Raw genomic sequence first — 16,961 nt, 5'->3', positions numbered from 1 at the left:
GGTCTTTTTAACGCATGGTGACAAATTCTTCTGCACCGGTCGGATGGATAGCTACTGTGTTATCAAAGTCTGCTTTTGTTGCCCCCATTTTTATAGCTACAGCAAATCCTTGGATCATTTCATCAACTCCATAACCAATACCATGTAAGCCAATGATTTTTTCCTCTGGACCAAGAGTTATGAGTTTCATTAAACAAGCTTGACGATGACTTGTCACTGCTGTATACATTGAAGTGAACTGTGATTGATAAACATTAATTTTATCTTGCCCATACTTTTCAATAGCAGCTTCTTCACTTAAACCAATTGAGCCAATAGAGGGGTGACTGAAAATAACCGTTGCGACATTATCGTAATCTAATTTTTCATTGGTTTTTTGATTAAAAAGGCGTTCTGATAGTCGTCTTCCTGCTGCTACAGCGACTGGAGTCAAGGCCAGTTTCCCATTGACATCTCCAACAGCATAAATACCTGGAATTGAGGTGTTTTCATAGGCATCTGTTTGGATAAATCCCTTTTCAGTAAATGTTAATGGCAGATTTTCTAAACCAAAACCGTCAACATTCGGTTGTCGACCAATTGCCCAAATCACTTGATCAACCTCAAGAGTTTTACCATTATTAAGTTTTAAGGTTAGGGATTGATTGTCATTTTTGAGGACTTCTTCAACACTCGTTTCTGTAATTAATTCTATTCCTCCAGATACCATCTCTTTCACTAAGCTTTGGACAATATCCTTATCAAATGCTCTTAAAGGTCTATCATGTCGGACTAAGAGTGATGTTTTTGAACCAAGTGCATTTAAAACACCTGCAATTTCAACAGCTATATAGCCTGCTCCAACCACTGCTGTTCTCTTAGGAATAGCATCCAGTTCAAAAAATCCATCTGAGGTGATACCATATTCTGCACCCGGAATTTCTGGCACTTTGGGCCTGCCACCTGTAGCTATCAAGATATGGGGGGCACTGTAGTCAACCCCATTAACCTCGATAAGATGGCTTTCTTTAAAACGTGCAAATCCTTTGAGATGAGTTACTCCATTCGTCTCAAAACCTCTTTGATAGGATGCATGGATGCGATCAATATAGGCTTGTCTGTTCTTCTTTAGGGTTTCAAAATGAAATTGACTTTCTGCTATGTTAAAGCCATAATCTTTTGCGTAAGTATGGATGGTTTCGGCTACTTGAGCACCATACCACATCACTTTTTTGGGAACGCAACCTAAATTGACACAGGTTCCCCCAATGTCATTAGCCTCAACTAATAAGACTTTTGCACCATGTATTGCAGCCCTATTTGCTGAAGCAATACCCGCACTACCACCGCCAATTACAATATAATCAAAATGCTCCACTATTTTCTCCCTTATCTACTTGATAGAAAAGGAACTAACTCCCTTTTTAGAGCAGTTCCTCCTTTAACGCCTTTTTTATGTCTAAATGAGGTCTTTCAATGGATTGAAAATAATGCGTTCAATATCGTTAATGTAAACTGAGAGGCTTTGTTGTGCTTCAAAGTAAGCCTTCAATAACTCATTAGACTCGATTTTACCGCTTAATTGATGAATGGTCTCTTGTTCTTCGTTAGAAGGCGTTTGACCGTTTTGAATCATTTCCTTTAACTTTGCTTGTAATTTGAAAAATTCTTCAAAAATGTTACTAGCTTCACTGTCTTTTTCGATATCTTCTTTTGCGGCTACGACTTTTTTATATTCTGGCAAATTACGAAGTGCCCGTTCTATTTTATTAGCATACTCATAGATTTCTTGTGTCATTTTGTTACTCCTTTATCATTTTATACTTGTATCTTAACACACTCATGTCATTCTGTCTTTTATTTAATAGCGTTTTGTATAGTTGGTGTAGTCTTGAAATGCTTTCGTTAGTTCTTTCATGGTATCAGAAGAGAACTTTTCTAAAATTTCTTGCGCTAAAACTGTTGCTACCACATTTTCCATGACAACACCTGCTGCTGGTAATGCTGTAGGATCTGAGCGTTCAACGCTAGCTTTATAGGGTTGATGTGTTTCTATATTTACAGATTGCAAGGGTTTATAAAGTGTAGGAATAGGTTTCATGACACCTTTTATTAAGAGGGGTTGACCATTTGTAACCCCTCCTTCAAATCCTCCGAGATGGTTACTTTTGCGACTATAACCTTCTTCTTCACTCCAAATAATCTCATCCATCACCTCAGAACCTTTTTGATATCCCATGGCAAAACCTTCCCCAAATTCAACACCTTTAAAAGCATTTATTGACATAACTGCCTGTGCTAATTTGGCATCCAATTTTTTATCCCATTGAACATAAGAGCCTAATCCGACAGGTACACCAGTCACGATTGTTTGAACAACCCCTCCTAATGTATCACCATCTTTCTTTATCTGGTCTATATAGGTTTTAATTTCTACTTCTTGTTCTGAGTTGACAATTGAAAGCTCTGACTTTTGAGCCTTTGTTCTTAATTCTTCATAGGTTAGTGTCTCAGGAATATCAATAGTAACCCCGCCAAAAACAGAGACATGATGCATGGTCTCTATACCTAATTGACTTAATAAACATTTAGCTACTGCACCGACAGCAACCCGGGCAGCAGTTTCACGCGCCGAAGATCTCTCTAGTGCATTTCGTAAATCAGAGTAACCATATTTTATCCCTCCAACCAAATCAGCATGTCCTGGACGCGGATGGATAACCTTGCGTTTTCGCTTCAATTTATCAGGTAGGTCTTCAACAGCCATAATATCCGTCCACTTTTTGTGGTCTTTATTTTCAATAATTAATGTAATGGGAGCACCTGTTGTTTTGCCGTGTCTGACACCTGATGTAATACTGACCTTATCATTTTCAATGGTCATTCTGGCACCCCTGCCATAGCCCCCCTGTCTTCTTTTTAACTCAAGATTAATAACTTCTGAACTTAGTTCTAAACCTGATGGTATTCCTTCAATAATGGTCGTTAAGGACGGACCGTGAGATTCACCAGCTGTTAAATATCTCATAGAAAATTCTCCAATTTCATTATAGGGATAAAGAAAAACATTATTCTAAAAAACTCTTAGAATAATGCAAACATTCTTTTTGAGGATAATGGTATTACATATCCGAATCTAAAATATCAATGATTTTTTTCATATCACATAGTGACACTTGTCCAGGTGCACTAGCCTCATCAATGGATACAAATGTCCAAGATGAACCAACAATATCACCTGCTAAGCGAGAAATACGTCCTAATTTCCCCATAGACATGGTGGCATATGTTTGTTCAGGATTAAGAGCTTTGAATCCTCTAGTATAATTCATCAGATTAAGAACATCTTGTTCATTTTTAGGCATCACGGCAATTTTAACAACACGAGGGGCAAGTTTAGTCATTTCAGAAAATGATTCCATTAAATTTTCTGGTGTCTCTTCAAAATTATGATATGACAAGACAAGATTTGGAAAATCTAACATCTCGTTAAAAACTGCTTTATGTGAAAAATATTCAAAATCAATAAAATCTGGATTGTAAATGGCATTGATTTCCTTAATCAAATCAAGATATTCTCGATCGGTTAGTTCAATCTGACCACCTTCTTGACGCGTTCTAAGCGTAAAGATTATTTCTCTACCTGCAAATTTTTCAAAGATAGCTGGAGCAACTGTAATAATATCCTCTTTAGGAAGAAAGTCCGCTCGCCATTCGATTAAATCGACACCTTCGTATTTAGAAACGTCAATGGTCTGAGCTTCTTCAAAATTTGTTGGCATGATTGGAGCTACTATTTTCATTCTTTTACCTTTATTGTAAATACCTTTAAATAATTACTTCTTTCATCTGCTTTATTAACTGTAAAATCATGGGGAAGTTGTTGTAACTGCATCTCTTCAATCTTATGATTACCAAAGCCTTTCAAAATTTGCTTTTTAAATTGCTCCTTTGTCATATTTGAAGCATTTGTTGATGCAATAATCGTTCCATTTGGATTTAAAATTTCAAGTGCTTCTGTAATTAATTTATGATAATCCTTCAAGACAGAAAATACTCTTTTCTTATTACGAGCAAAACTTGGAGGATCAATTACGATGATATCAAAAGTTAGTTGTTTTCTTTTTGCATATTTAAAATACTCAAAAACATCCATAACATGAAAATAATGCTGACTTAGATCCAAGCCATTTTCAATAAAATGGGCTTGAGACAACTCTATAGATCTTTTAGCTAAATCAACCGATCGAGTTTCAATAGCACCTCCCATCGCTGCGGCAACTGAAAAAGCTGCAGTATAGGAAAAAAGATTGAGCACTGTCTTACCTAAAGCTAGTCCATCTACTAACTCTTTTCTGACATTATGCTGATCAAGGAAAATCCCCGTCATTAAACCGTCATTTAGAAAGACACTATAGTTCACACCGTTTTCTAAAATCAAAAATTTTTCTGGAGCTTCCACACCGTATAAGTGAGCCGATTCCTCGAAAGTATCCTTAAAGCGCATTTTCTCATAGGCACCAAGGATTTCTGGAAAAATAGTTTGGAAAGCTTTAACGATGACCTCTTTCAACTGAAAAACATAGGTATTGTACCAAGTGAATAGAGCGTAATCTGCATAAAGATCAATGGTGAGACCACCAAAGAAATCACCGTCTTGGTTAAAAACGCGATAAGCATTTGTATCATCAGACCGAGATTCACTTTTTCGCCTTATTTTGGCATTTTGAAATAAGGTTTCAAAATATTCTTGGTTTAAAGTATTAACAGTCTTCCCAAGAAACCAGCCAATTCCTTTATTTTGTTTTGAAAGATAGGCAAAGCCGATAGAATGATTAGATTTTGAAAAGAGTTCTACCAATTGATCAGTTTCATCTAAGTGATCAAAGTCCTTTTCATCTAATAATTGTACCCCATTTGCTATCTTTTTTTCAACAAAAGAATTTATATAGAGTTTATTCATAGTCTTTATTATATCAAATTCCAAGGAAAATTCCTACTAAATTTAAACTTATAGCGAGCACAAGCCTCTTTTTTTTGTTATAATTTAGTTTGAGATTTTATCTTTAGGAAAAAATGAATAAGGAAGTTCCTACGGTGACGAAATTAAAAACAATATTATTAAAATTTACAAATACGCGATTAGGATTTATTTTAACTTTGTTATTTGCTTATTGGGTAAAAACCCTTTGGGCCTATCATATGGATTTTGTACTTGATTTAGGAAATATTTATCAAGTCTTTTTAACAATTATTAATCCAATCCCATTAGCATTATTACTATTGGGATTTGCTCTTTATTTTAAAAACACCAAAGCATTCTATACTGCTTCGTGGATTGCCTACATTGTATTAAATTTACTACTCATTTCAAATGCCATATACTACAGAGAGTTTTCTGACTTTATAACTGTGAGTGCTATGCTTGCGTCAAGTAAAGTATCAGCTGGACTTGGAGACTCTGCCCTAAACCTTTTAAGAATTTGGGATATCATTTATATTCTTGATTTCATCATTATTATTAGTTTTAGCATGCATAAGCAAATCAAGGCAGACAATCGTCCCTTTAATAAGAGAGCTTCCTTTGCCATTACCGCACTCTCTTGTTTGCTGATGTCTATTAACCTTTTTTTAGCTGAAATTGACCGTCCAGAACTTTTAACTCGAGGTTTCTCTAATACTTATATTGTTAGAGCACTCGGCTTACCAGCATTTACCTTATACAGTGGAAACCAGACCTATCAAGCACAAAAAGAAAGAAACGGTGCCACTGCTGAAGAATTAACGGATGTCAAAAATTACGTTAATGAGCATTACGCGGCACCAAATCCTGACTATTATGGCATTGCAAAAGGAAAGAATGTTATTGTTCTTCACTTGGAAAGTTTCCAGCAATTTATCATTGATTATAAATTAAAAGTAGACGATAAAGAACACGAAGTCACTCCTTTCTTAAATTCGCTTTACAACTCTAATTCTACTATTGCCTTTTCAAATTTTTTCCATCAAGTTAAAGCCGGAAAAACCTCTGATGCTGAAACAATGATGGAAAATTCCTTATTTGGTCTAAATAGTGGCTCATTCATGGTTAACTATGGCGGTGAAAATACACAGTTTGCTGCGCCAACTATTTTGTCTCAAAATGGAAATTACAGCAGTGCAGTATTTCACGGAAATGTCGGAACTTTTTGGAATCGAAACAACGCCTATAAACAATGGGGTTACCATTATTTCTTCGATTCATCTTATTTTTCTAAGCAGACAAAAAAGAATTCTTTCCAATATGGACTCAATGATAAATACATGTTCAAAGATTCTATTAAATATTTAGAAAGAATGCAACAACCTTTTTACACAAAATTTATTACTGTAAGTAACCACTATCCATACACAAGTTTAAAGGGGGAAAAAGATGAAGAAGGTTTCCCATTAGCAAAAACTGACGATGAAACAATTAATGGTTATTTTGCAACTGCTAACTATCTAGATGCCTCTATTAAATCCTTCTTCGATTATTTAAAAGCATCTGGTTTATATGACAATTCTATTATTGTTCTCTACGGTGACCATTATGGTATTTCAAATTCAAGGAATTCAAGTCTTGCAGAATTACTTGGTAAAGATCCAGAGACCTGGTCAGAATATGATAATGCCATGCTACAAAGAGTTCCATATATGATTCACATCCCTGGGTATACTGGAGGTGGGATTAAAGATACCTTTGGTGGAGAAATTGATGCCTTGCCAACACTCTTACATATTTTAGGAGTTGACACCAGTCATTACACTCAACTCGGTCAAGACTTACTTTCCCCACAAAACAGCCAGATTGTAGCTCAAAGGACCTCTGGAACATATATGACACCTGAATACACCAATTACGGTGGTCGCCTTTATAACACTAAAACAGGGGTTGAAATTACAAACCCTGATGAAAAAACACTTGAAAAAACGAAAGCCATTCGTGAAGCCATTAGCAGGCAATTACAAGTTTCTGATGCTGTCCAAACTGGGGACCTCCTTCGCTTCGACAAACAAAATGGCTTGAAACCTATCGATGCAACACAATTTGTTTACACAAAACAATTACAGCAGATGAAAAAAATTGAAAAAGACTTAGGTTCAAAATCAAGCAGTTTATATTCTAAATATGGTGGTAAAACAACCTCTAAACTATTTAAAGCACCATCTTATCTTGAGTTAAATCCTAAAGAAGACGAGAAGGATAGCAAAGATAATACGGAATCAAGTTCACCTTCTGAGGAAAGTAAATGATATCAAAAAGCTCTCATTTTAAATGAGAGTTTTTTTGATACCAAAATGTTAGTAACTAAAAAGCTAAGAATGAAACATTCTTAGCTTTTTGTATTATTTTGCAACTTTGTCTTTTGCTGCATCAGCAAGAGCTGTAAAACCAGCAGCATCATTTACTGCTAAATCAGCAAGCATTTTACGGTTTACTTCAATATCAGCAAGTTTTAAGCCATGCATTAATTGAGAGTAAGATAAACCATTCATACGAGCAGCGGCATTGATACGTGTGATCCATAATTTACGGAAATCACGTTTCTTTTGACGACGGTCACGGTATGCATAGTAATAAGAATTCATTACTTGTTCTTTTGCAGTACGGAACAAGATATGTTTTGCACCATAGTAACCTTTTGCTAATTTTAATATACGTTTACGACGTTTACGTGAAACAACTCCACCTTTAACACGAGCCATTTATATTTCCTCCAAATAATTCTAATAATCTAGTAAATGTTTACAAATATCTCTTATTTAAGACCTGTAAGCATTGCTTTAATACGTTTAAAGTCACCTGAACTCACCATTGAAGCTTTACGAAGATGACGACGTTGTTTTTTAGTTTTTCCATGGAAACGGTGTGATGTGAAGGCACGGAAGCGTTTCAAACCACCAGAACCTGTACGTTTAAAACGTTTAGCTGATGCGCGGTGTGTTTTTTGTTTTGGCATTTTTATTCTCCTCTTACATTGTATAAATCTGTGACAATTACTTTTTGTCTGAAATCGGTGCAAGTTGCATAAACATTTGGCGACCATCCATTTTTGCTCTCTGCTCAATGATAGCAATATCTTGAGTTGCTTCAGCAAATTCAGCCAGAACCTTTGCACCAATCTCTTTATGAGTAATCATACGCCCTTTAAAGCGAATAGAAACTTTCACCTTATTTCCTTTTTCAAGGAATTTACGGCCATTACGAAGTTTTGTTTCAAAATCCCCTTTATCAATTACAGGACTGAGACGCACTTCTTTAACAGTCACAACACTTTGTTTTTTGCGTTGTTCTTTTTGTTTCTTTTGAAACTCAAATTTGAACTTACCATAGTCCATGATTTTGGCTACTGGAGGAACAGCTTGTGGCTGGATTAAAACCAAATCAACATTAGCAGCATCTGCAATAGCTTGTGCTTCTGATAAGGGCTTAATACCTAATTGTTCACCTTCTAGACCGACTAGACGAACTTCACGAACGCGAATTTCATCATTAATGAATAGATCTTTTTTAGCTATGATCTTCACCTCTTTATTTTTTTAGAGAAAAACGAAAGCGGACTTGATAAATCAAGCCCGCACACATAAATATCCAAATTGGATTTTGACATGTTGGGCCAGACAACCTAAGTCGCAAGGCGAGAAGCTCTCACTTCTACTTTTCTCATTGTTACTATCTTACCATAGCACTTATGACATGTCAATGATTTTTTCTGCTTTTTCTTGAATAAATTGGACAACACCTTGAATCGTTACACCTGTGGTATCAAAAACAATGGCATCATCTGCAGCCTTTAAAGGTGAGACTTCACGATGGCTATCTTTAAAGTCACGAGCTGCTATTTCTTCTTTTAATGTCTCGAAATCACTGTCAATTCCCTTTTCAAGATTTTCGCGATAACGTCTCTCTGCCCTTTCATCTACCGAAGCAATTAAAAATATTTTTAATTCGGCATCTGGTAAAACAACTGTGCCAATATCTCTACCATCCATAATGATAGCACCATCCTGAGCAATCCGTCTTTGTTGAGCAACTAATTCCTCACGAATTTCAGCAATCGCCGAAACCCAAGAAACATTATTAGTCACATCATTTTGTCTAATAGCTAAGGTGACGTCTTCAGTCCCTAAAAAGACAAGCTGACTGCCATCATCTGCTTTTTTAAAAGTAATAGGATGTTCTGACAATTCCTTTAAAATAGCAGATATATCATTTTCTGAATAGTTGTTTTTTAATGCAATATATGTAGCGCAACGGTACATAGCTCCAGTATCCAAATAAGTGTAGCCAAGATTTTTTGCAATAATCTTGGCTACAGTACTTTTTCCACTAGAAGCAGGACCATCAATAGCAATTCTAATAGCTTTCATGAATTCCTCTTCTTTTAATTAATATAAACAGCATCTCCTGGATTAGCATACCAATAACCCAAGGTCATATGAGATGGATTTAGAGCTTGTAATTGGTCAACGCTAATGCCAGCCCTAGCAGCAATTGAAGCTGCTCCTTCTCCTGGTTGAACAATGATTGTTTGACCTTTACCTGCTTCCGTACTACTTGACGTCTCTGTACTAGATGATGATTCCGGGCTAGTTGATTCACTAGCCTCTGTAGATGATTCTTTTGTCTTTGAAGATTTTGATTTATTTTCAGATTTTACTTTTTCTTTTGACTTAGAAACAGAAGCACCATAAAAGCCACTAGTTTCTGTTTCCCGATTTCCCCCACTATTTGATGTGTAAAAGAAAATAAAGAGAATGGCAACAATGATGACAAAAAAGACACTAAGTAAAGCCGTTAGCCAAGGTGTACTTAAAAGTGGACCTCTTGATTTGCGAGATCTTGTCTCAGTGTTTTCATTAACGATTTTTTCTTCCCATGGTTCTTTAGCCATGATTCTCCCCCTTGTTTAATTACAAAAATCATATTAAAATAATACTATGAAAGTATCTATTATTCCAGAAAAATGTATTGCTTGTGGTCTTTGCCAGACCTACTCTAAACGCTTTGATTATCAAGACGATGGTATTGTGAAATTTGCAGACTCTCCATTATTATCTCTGACTATTTCGGAAACCGACCAAGACACTATTCTTGCAGTAAAATCATGTCCCACTAAAGCTCTTACAATAAAGTAAGAGTCTTTTTTTCATCCTTATAAAGTTCAAAATAATCCATATTCACAAAATTATCAACTAAATCAACCTCACCTTGAAAATAGGGATTAATAACTAAGTCATCTAAAAAATATTTCTTTGGCCATTTTCTCATATAAAATATATAGCGTTTCTCATCCACACATAAGGTAACAGTCGTTTTTGTAACTTCTATTTTTTTAATGTTTGATATGACAATTTTGCGTGGACCAAAAATATTTAAGGAAACAACCTTTAGGATGCCATTGTTTTCAATAACAAAATAGCGATGTAACCCTATACCTACTAAAGCAATAAATAAAGCAAACAAGATAAATATATGACTTGGAATCTCGGTCCGTTCATAAAGTAAAGATAAGCCGATAAAAATGGGAGAAAATGCAATTGACCAGTAGATAATTGACCAAGATAATTCTGGTTGCCAATGATACCTTACTTTTCCAAAAATTTTGATCATTTTGTCTACTCCTATTCTAAGATTATGGTTTTTGGACTATGCCAAGGATAACATCAACAGCTTTCTCCATCGTTTCAAGACTGACAAATTCGAAGCGTCCATGCATGTTCTCACCACCAGCAAAAATGTTTGGAGTAGGGATACCCATAAACGAAATTTTTGACCCGTCTGTTCCACCACGAATGGGTTCAATAATTGGTTTAATGTCTAAATCTTCCATGACCTCTTTGGCTAAGTTCACGGGTGTCATATCTTTCTCAATTACTTTTTTCATGTTGTAGTATTGATCTTGTAAAGAAATGACAACTCTATTTTCACCTAATTCATCATTCATTTTTTGAGCTAATTGCTCAATAAACGCTTTGCGTGATTTAAATGAGTCATCTTCGAAATCACGAATGATGTATGAGCTACTAGCTTCTTCTACTGTCCCTGATAAATCTAATAAATGATAGAAGCCTTGATAGCCATCTGTTTTTTCTGGTCTATCTGTTTCTGGTAATTGGTTATGGAAATCAATGGCTAATTGCAAAGCATTAATCATTTGCCCTTTAGCTGTCCCCGGATGAACATTACGGCCTAAAAACTGTACATCCAAACCAGCTGCACTAAAGGTTTCATATTGCAACTCTCCTAATGGGCCACCGTCAACTGTGTAGGCAAAATCAACATTGAAATCTTCAACATCAAATTTGTTAGCCCCCGTACCAATCTCCTCATCCGGTCCAAAAGCTACGCGGATTTCACAGTGTTCAATTGTTGGATTTGCTACGAGAAACTCAATAGCGGTCATAATTTCAGCAATACCAGATTTATCATCCGCCCCTAACAAAGTCGTTCCATCAGTAGTCACCAAGGTTTGACCAAGATAGTTATTTAGCTGTGGGAAGTCATCTGGTTTCAAAAGATAGCCTGACTGTCCCAAAGTGATATTTCCGCCTTCATATTTGTCAATAACCTGAGGATTAATACCTTCCGCATTGAAATCAGCTGTATCCATGTGTGAAATAAAACCAATTTTACGCGTCAAATGCTGTGCATTTGCAGGAAGCGTTCCTACGATATAACCATTGTGTTCTAAGTAATGAACATCCTCTAAACCGATAGCTTCCATTTCAGGTTTAAGAACTTGTAATGCAAAATCGACTTGACTTTGTGTACTTGGAGTTGTTTGACTGGTTGGATTACTTCTTGTATTAACTTTAACGTATTTGATAAATCTTTCTAAAAGGTTGTTATAAACCATATGTCACCTCAATATTTTCTCAATTTAATTATAGCATAAAAAGGCATAAAAATCGTTACGCAGTGTAAGTTTTTACGCCTTTTTCCTTAAACACTGTAGGTTTGATAATAGGATAAAATCCCTGAAACAATTCCTTGTGCTAATTTTTCTTGATAGTTCACATTGCTAATATTTTGGAACTCGCTAGCATTTGACATGTAACCTAATTCTACTAGCACTGCTGGGGCTGTTGTTTCTCTTAATACTGCAAATGTATTTCTCAAAACACCATTGTTTTTAGCGCCAGTTTTAGCAGTGGTCGCCGCCTGAATAGCTTCGGCTAAAACACTACTTCGACTCAAACGTTCAGGATCATTATGAAAAATCTCATTAATGCGTGAAGGATACTCTTCGTAGTATTCATAGTAATAAGTTTCAATTCCAGAGGCTTGCGAACTTGTAGAGGCATTAAAATGGAGGCTAACAAAGAGATCCGAAAGACTGTTATTTGCTTTTTCCGAACGTGGAAGCAAATCTGTAAAGGAGTCATCTGTTCTTGTAGTTACGACTGTGTAGCCTTGAGCTTCTAATTTACTTTTTACCAAGGTTTGCATTTGCAAATTCAAGGTTTTTTCAGATGTCCCAAAATAAACTGCTCCTGGATCATAACCGCCATGACCAGCATCTAGGTAAATGACCTTATTGACAATATCGTAATTTCCTTGTGAAGCAGAAAGGCCAACTTTAACAGGAAATTCATAATTTCCTAGATTGAAGCCATCTCGTGACTTGTCCGTATAATCAATATAAGTATGAACAGTGTAATTTCCAACTAAAAAATCATGGTAGGCTTGATTGACTTTAATAATCGTCTCTTGACCAGCTATTGGAATTTCTTGATACCAATGAAGATTTGATTGATCTGCAGTCGACCATGCTGCTACGCTTATTTTTGAGATTGCTTTACTACCTTCCTGAACCTTGACTTCAAGTGACCCCTTGTCAGCTTGGTAATTTTGAACAATCACATTAGGTTTTACGACGGGCAGAATTTCTTTAACAATTTTATAGGCCCCTAAATTCGTTCCAACACGACTGCCATCAGTATAATCCGTATAGACATGAATAATATATTGATCACTGGTATTACTATGGTTAGCAATATCAATCGTTTGACTAGCACTATTCCCAGAAATAAGAGGCTTATACCATTTTAAATCATCCTGACCATTTGTTTCAGACCATACTGCAATTTGAACGCCTGTTAATACTTTTGTATTTGTTGAACCAACAACATTAACGGTAAAGGTGGTTTTATTTTCGGCATAATTTACAACTGATACTGTAGCATTTGGGCGACTTTCCACATTACTGAAGGTTTTGGTTGCAAGCCCAATCTGACCACCTAAAATTGTACTATAGCCATAAATATGTATGTGATAGAGGCCCTTTTCATTATTATGATTGGCTGTATTCACCAGTGCTTGATAGGTTCCTTTTGACACTTGACCGGCATTATACCAAATCAAATCATTTTGGCCATCTTTATCTGTCCAAACTGGAATCTTAACACTGGTGATTGTAGAAGGGACATTAGAGACTGTAATTGTGAAGGAGCTAGCATCCTTTTGAGCGATTTGACTAGTAATTTGTGGTGTCAAAAGTGTAACTTGAAGAGCACTAATTCCATACATGTTGCCATTACGCTTTGCATATGTATGAATATGATACACCCCATATTCCTTATGTCTTGAAAAGTCAACATAGGCATAACCAGTGGATGAAGCATTATACCAGACCAAATCATTCTGATCTTGTTTATCACCCCAAACTGCAAACAAAATACTTGTATTTTGTGGTATCAACTCATTGTATTGAATGCTAATGCCTTTGTCATCTACAGTTGCAGTTACGGGCTCTGCTACTTGAGCAGTTAAAGAAACGACCGTTTCCTGTTTAGCAGTTTTGAGATTGCTTGATACATCAGTATTAACTGATTGAAAACTAGATTTTACTGCCCCTACTGCTGATAAAGCATTCCCTTCAGAAAGTGTGTTATCTTCTGAAGCACTGAGGTCACCTGATGGAGATGATACTATGATACTCTCATCTGTTTGTATTTCTGATGATGCTAGCGCCTTTTCTTGGACTACATTTTCTGTTACTAAATTTGTCGACTGATCCAAAACAGTTACTTCAGAAGTACTCTCTGGAATTGTATCTAAATTTGAAGTAGACAACTTAGATGACATGTTATTATTTGCACTTGAATCAACTGTCACGTTTTGATTGGCGATTTCTGAAGCAGACACCATCTTTGACTGCCAAAATGAAGCCAGAACAAACGGTGCTAATAATAAAACATAAGACTTTTTAGATTTCAAGATATAACCTTACTTTCACTTTAAATATTTAGATAATTATAACATTAATAAGTTAGTCATTCAAATGTGACAAAAGAAAAAACCTAATACTTGGACAACTGACTCGTTAATCAACTGTGCACATATTGAGGTTTTCATTCTATTTTGAATTTTTAAAAATAAAGAGTTTACTTAAAATGTAGTTTAGGATAATGACTAAGACTTGTCCTAAAAGGGTTTCAATTGTATTTACAAGACTGAGGTTATGATGAACAAATTTACCAATGAGGGATGGAAATTTCTCTACTAAAAGATAAGCCAAAAAGACATCTAACAAGAGCGTAAATATGCGAGCAATAACAAATTTTATGAAGCGTTGCAACCAGCCTTGTCGAACTTGATTAAAAACATAGATATCATTTGTGACAAAGGCAAAAAGAATAGCAGCAACATTTGCAACAAGTGCTGATAAGGTTGCTTCACCAGAAATGGCATACATGACTAATCTGCAAACCAGATAGACAACTGTTGCGAGGACACCAAAAAATAGGTATTTAAATACTTCTGTTTGAAAAAAATGATTAAGTTTTGACCTCATTAGGTTAATCCCTTCTATTATCTATTCTGAAAATACGTATCCCATCTTTATCTGGCCCATATATGACTTGGAACTTTGATCCATACTCTTTTTCTAAATCTCTATGAGTTAGGACATATTTTACATGAAGGGAATCAAGTTTATCCAAACCAAGTTGTACATTTAAAACGTCTGGAACAGGAGCTTCCATTCGTGTTTCATTTTTTGTCAAAAAGACTTGCATGTGTGAATATCTATTCCATGCATTTTCATAAGAATTTCTAGTATCAAGTTTATGCATCAAAGTTTTATCCGGATAAAACCTAACACTATTTAAACTATGTGCTCCAAACATCTGAGGAAAGTTATACAATCCACCTTCAGATATCCACTTAGATTCTGGATCTTTTTTTACAATTCCTATAATACCTTGTGACAGTCTCTTATCTATTAAAACGTCTATTCCTTTTACAACTGGATTGACAGTCATGCCACTGACAATTATGAAGGGAAGTAATGAAAATAATAAAAGCCATTTCCGTTTAAAAATTACCGAGAGGTAGATAGTTAATAAAGCAAACGATATCAAAAGAAGATATTTTTTTCCGATGAAACCTATATAATCTGGAGAAAAATAAGTCTGTAAGGCAAGTGCCGTCACTACCAGAAAGCTAATTAAGCCTAAAATCACTGGAGAATAATCTTGTCTTTTTTCCCATAAATAGGCAATTAACCAAATAGATAGAAAAACAGATACAACTGCTAGTGTCTGCCATGATCGACCCGATGTTACATACGAAAATAATGACAGTTTTGCTAAAGATTCAGGAATTCCCAAAAAGGTATATATACACAAGAATAAACTATAAATCAGTAAAAAATAGCCAAAAAGATTATCTTTTAGTGTTGACTTTTTAAAAACGAAGGGGATTGTAACAATAGACATTGGGAATAAACTAATTGAAGTTGACACCTCAACTTGATTTGAAAAATTTGGAATTTTAAAAGGAAGAATTGGATTCAGAAAAACATCTGATAGTCGTTCTAATCCTATTGCTCCACCTGATGATACCCGATGACCAGGATAAACTGTATTCAGTGTTGCATCTATAGCTTCTTTGCTACGTAATAATGTTATTCCAATAACTGCAAACGAACTTATCAGTGTTGCAATCATGATACCAAAATCAAACTTTGAAAATCTCTTTTCTGCAATAGATAAATAGATTTCTATTAGTAAAAATGCCAAAATAATATAGGCAAAAGTAACCTGGAAAGCTGGATAAATAATTAAAACAAATCCTATTATCGACATAGTGAGTAATAGAGCTATACCTATCTTACGAAGCACCTTCTTCTGTCTAAAATAGTGATAAATCAAAACCATTATTGCTAAACTGTAAAACACAACATCCCCTAAATGTTGCATAAACCACCACTGCGTTGCAGGTGTAAATGTTATCCATAGACTTCCTATTAAAGAAATAAATGTATTTCTTTTGGTTAAAATCAAAGAAAACTCAAATGAAACTAGTAAAAATAAAATAATCTTTAAACACCAATACCAAGATAAGCCATAATTCGGGCCAAGGAAAAGAAAGCCCCAATTAAAAGGTTTACCGACCACCGAAATATCCTTTACTGGAGCATTATAAGCAATCATCATATTTTGACCATCTATTCCATAGGAATCATTGACTAATTTTGCTCCTGTATTTGACTGTGAAATATAAAACGGGGTTTGAACTAACCATTCATCTGTCCGAATCATTCTTGGAACACCAATTAAAGTACCGTCTTCTCTGGGAGATAGAGAAATCCAATTTTTTAATTCATGTGGAATACTAATTGCACCTTCTTCAGACTGAGTAAACTGATTAATTGTTTTGATTTTCTTTCCTTGTGTAGTTTCAGTTACTCCAAAATTATTCCAATTAGAAATAGAGGAACCATGTAACTGAAATGATACACCTATTACAAAAAAAACAACTGCTATTAAATAACGCCATTTTAATAAACGTGAAATAATAAATTTAAGCGTCTTCATTATAGTTTTATTATCCCCCTAGAACAAATTTAAACTCGGGCATCTAAAGTGAGTTAGATATATGACTGAATTTATATTAAAAAATGTAGATTATGCTAACCAAGTATTTTTTGTTTTTGACTTATCTCTAAAAG

17 protein-coding genes and 1 other annotated feature are annotated in these 16,961 nt (G+C 35.1%); of the genes, 2 read left to right on the top strand and 15 right to left on the bottom strand.

What is annotated here, in order from left to right; genetic code table 11:
• Positions 1 to 7: 7 nt before the first annotated feature.
• The 5 genes from gorA to DQM95_RS04070 all read right to left on the bottom strand — a co-directional run bounded on the left by gorA (position 8) and on the right by DQM95_RS04070 (position 4,942).
• Positions 8 to 1,360, bottom strand: coding sequence for a glutathione-disulfide reductase (gene gorA, locus DQM95_RS04090; RefSeq protein WP_196295943.1), 1,353 nt, complete (start codon positions 1,358 to 1,360; stop codon positions 8 to 10).
• A 78-nt stretch (positions 1,361 to 1,438) separates the two neighbouring features.
• A complete protein-coding gene (locus DQM95_RS04085; RefSeq protein WP_037592282.1) occupies positions 1,439 to 1,777 on the bottom strand; it encodes a YlbF/YmcA family competence regulator in 339 nt (112 codons plus the stop codon).
• A 63-nt stretch (positions 1,778 to 1,840) separates the two neighbouring features.
• A complete protein-coding gene (gene aroC, locus DQM95_RS04080) occupies positions 1,841 to 3,007 on the bottom strand; it encodes a chorismate synthase (protein WP_012658234.1) in 1,167 nt (388 codons plus the stop codon).
• Between the two features lie 94 nt (positions 3,008 to 3,101).
• Positions 3,102 to 3,782 carry a type I 3-dehydroquinate dehydratase gene (aroD, locus tag DQM95_RS04075; RefSeq protein ID WP_012658233.1) on the bottom strand — a complete coding sequence of 227 codons (681 nt, stop codon included), beginning with the start codon at positions 3,780 to 3,782 and terminating at the stop codon, positions 3,102 to 3,104.
• Entirely contained in the window at positions 3,779 to 4,942 is a 1,164-nt protein-coding gene (locus DQM95_RS04070; protein ID WP_037592283.1) for a class I SAM-dependent rRNA methyltransferase, read from the bottom strand. Before DQM95_RS04070 ends, aroD begins: the two co-directional genes overlap by 4 nt.
• A gap of 134 nt (positions 4,943 to 5,076) precedes the next feature.
• Between DQM95_RS04070 and DQM95_RS04065 the strand changes: the two genes are divergently transcribed.
• Complete coding sequence (locus tag DQM95_RS04065) at positions 5,077 to 7,254, top strand: LTA synthase family protein (RefSeq protein ID WP_037592522.1); 2,178 nt, start codon at positions 5,077 to 5,079, stop codon at positions 7,252 to 7,254.
• Positions 7,255 to 7,347: 93 nt separating this feature from the next.
• Here DQM95_RS04065 and rplT read toward each other — a convergent pair whose 3' ends face one another.
• The 5 genes from rplT to DQM95_RS04040 all read right to left on the bottom strand — a co-directional run bounded on the left by rplT (position 7,348) and on the right by DQM95_RS04040 (position 9,896).
• Positions 7,348 to 7,707 (bottom strand): 50S ribosomal protein L20, encoded by a 360-nt coding sequence (gene rplT / locus DQM95_RS04060; RefSeq protein ID WP_037592284.1) that lies wholly within the window; start codon positions 7,705 to 7,707, stop codon positions 7,348 to 7,350.
• A gap of 53 nt (positions 7,708 to 7,760) precedes the next feature.
• Positions 7,761 to 7,961, bottom strand: a complete 201-nt coding sequence (gene rpmI / locus DQM95_RS04055; protein ID WP_012658229.1) for a 50S ribosomal protein L35 — start codon at positions 7,959 to 7,961, stop codon at positions 7,761 to 7,763.
• A 37-nt stretch (positions 7,962 to 7,998) separates the two neighbouring features.
• Positions 7,999 to 8,529, bottom strand: coding sequence for a translation initiation factor IF-3 (gene infC, locus DQM95_RS04050; protein ID WP_012658228.1), 531 nt, complete (start codon positions 8,527 to 8,529; stop codon positions 7,999 to 8,001).
• Between the two features lie 14 nt (positions 8,530 to 8,543).
• Positions 8,544 to 8,668: a sequence feature (ribosomal protein L20 leader region), on the bottom strand.
• Positions 8,669 to 8,691: 23 nt separating this feature from the next.
• Positions 8,692 to 9,372, bottom strand: coding sequence for a (d)CMP kinase (gene cmk, locus DQM95_RS04045; RefSeq protein WP_012658227.1), 681 nt, complete (start codon positions 9,370 to 9,372; stop codon positions 8,692 to 8,694).
• Positions 9,373 to 9,386: 14 nt separating this feature from the next.
• Positions 9,387 to 9,896 carry an SAG1386/EF1546 family surface-associated protein gene (locus tag DQM95_RS04040; RefSeq protein ID WP_012658226.1) on the bottom strand — a complete coding sequence of 170 codons (510 nt, stop codon included), beginning with the start codon at positions 9,894 to 9,896 and terminating at the stop codon, positions 9,387 to 9,389.
• A gap of 46 nt (positions 9,897 to 9,942) precedes the next feature.
• On the opposite strand from DQM95_RS04040, the gene DQM95_RS04035 reads away from it, so the two are divergent.
• A complete protein-coding gene (locus DQM95_RS04035; protein ID WP_012658225.1) occupies positions 9,943 to 10,140 on the top strand; it encodes a ferredoxin in 198 nt (65 codons plus the stop codon).
• Here DQM95_RS04035 and DQM95_RS04030 read toward each other — a convergent pair.
• From DQM95_RS04030 to DQM95_RS04010, 5 genes are all read right to left on the bottom strand, one after another.
• Entirely contained in the window at positions 10,127 to 10,615 is a 489-nt protein-coding gene (locus tag DQM95_RS04030) for an EbsA family protein (protein WP_012658224.1), read from the bottom strand. The two genes, DQM95_RS04035 and DQM95_RS04030, sit on opposite strands and share 14 nt — an antisense overlap.
• Before the next feature lie 22 nt (positions 10,616 to 10,637).
• Positions 10,638 to 11,861: a peptidase T gene (gene pepT, locus DQM95_RS04025; RefSeq protein WP_037592285.1), complete on the bottom strand. Its 1,224-nt coding sequence runs from the start codon at positions 11,859 to 11,861 to the stop codon at positions 10,638 to 10,640.
• 86 nt (positions 11,862 to 11,947) lie between these two features.
• Positions 11,948 to 14,224: a GBS Bsp-like repeat-containing protein gene (locus DQM95_RS04020; protein ID WP_037592286.1), complete on the bottom strand. Its 2,277-nt coding sequence runs from the start codon at positions 14,222 to 14,224 to the stop codon at positions 11,948 to 11,950.
• Between the two features lie 139 nt (positions 14,225 to 14,363).
• Positions 14,364 to 14,801, bottom strand: a complete 438-nt coding sequence (locus tag DQM95_RS04015) for a GtrA family protein (protein ID WP_037592287.1) — start codon at positions 14,799 to 14,801, stop codon at positions 14,364 to 14,366.
• Positions 14,802 to 14,805: 4 nt separating this feature from the next.
• Entirely contained in the window at positions 14,806 to 16,827 is a 2,022-nt protein-coding gene (locus DQM95_RS04010; protein WP_037592288.1) for a DUF7657 domain-containing protein, read from the bottom strand.
• Between the last annotated feature and the right edge of the window lie 134 nt (positions 16,828 to 16,961).

The sequence above is a fragment of the Streptococcus uberis genome, from assembly GCF_900475595.1.
GTDB classification, from domain to species: Bacteria; Bacillota; Bacilli; order Lactobacillales; family Streptococcaceae; genus Streptococcus; species Streptococcus uberis.
This window is presented reverse-complemented; position numbering and strand designations above follow the sequence as displayed.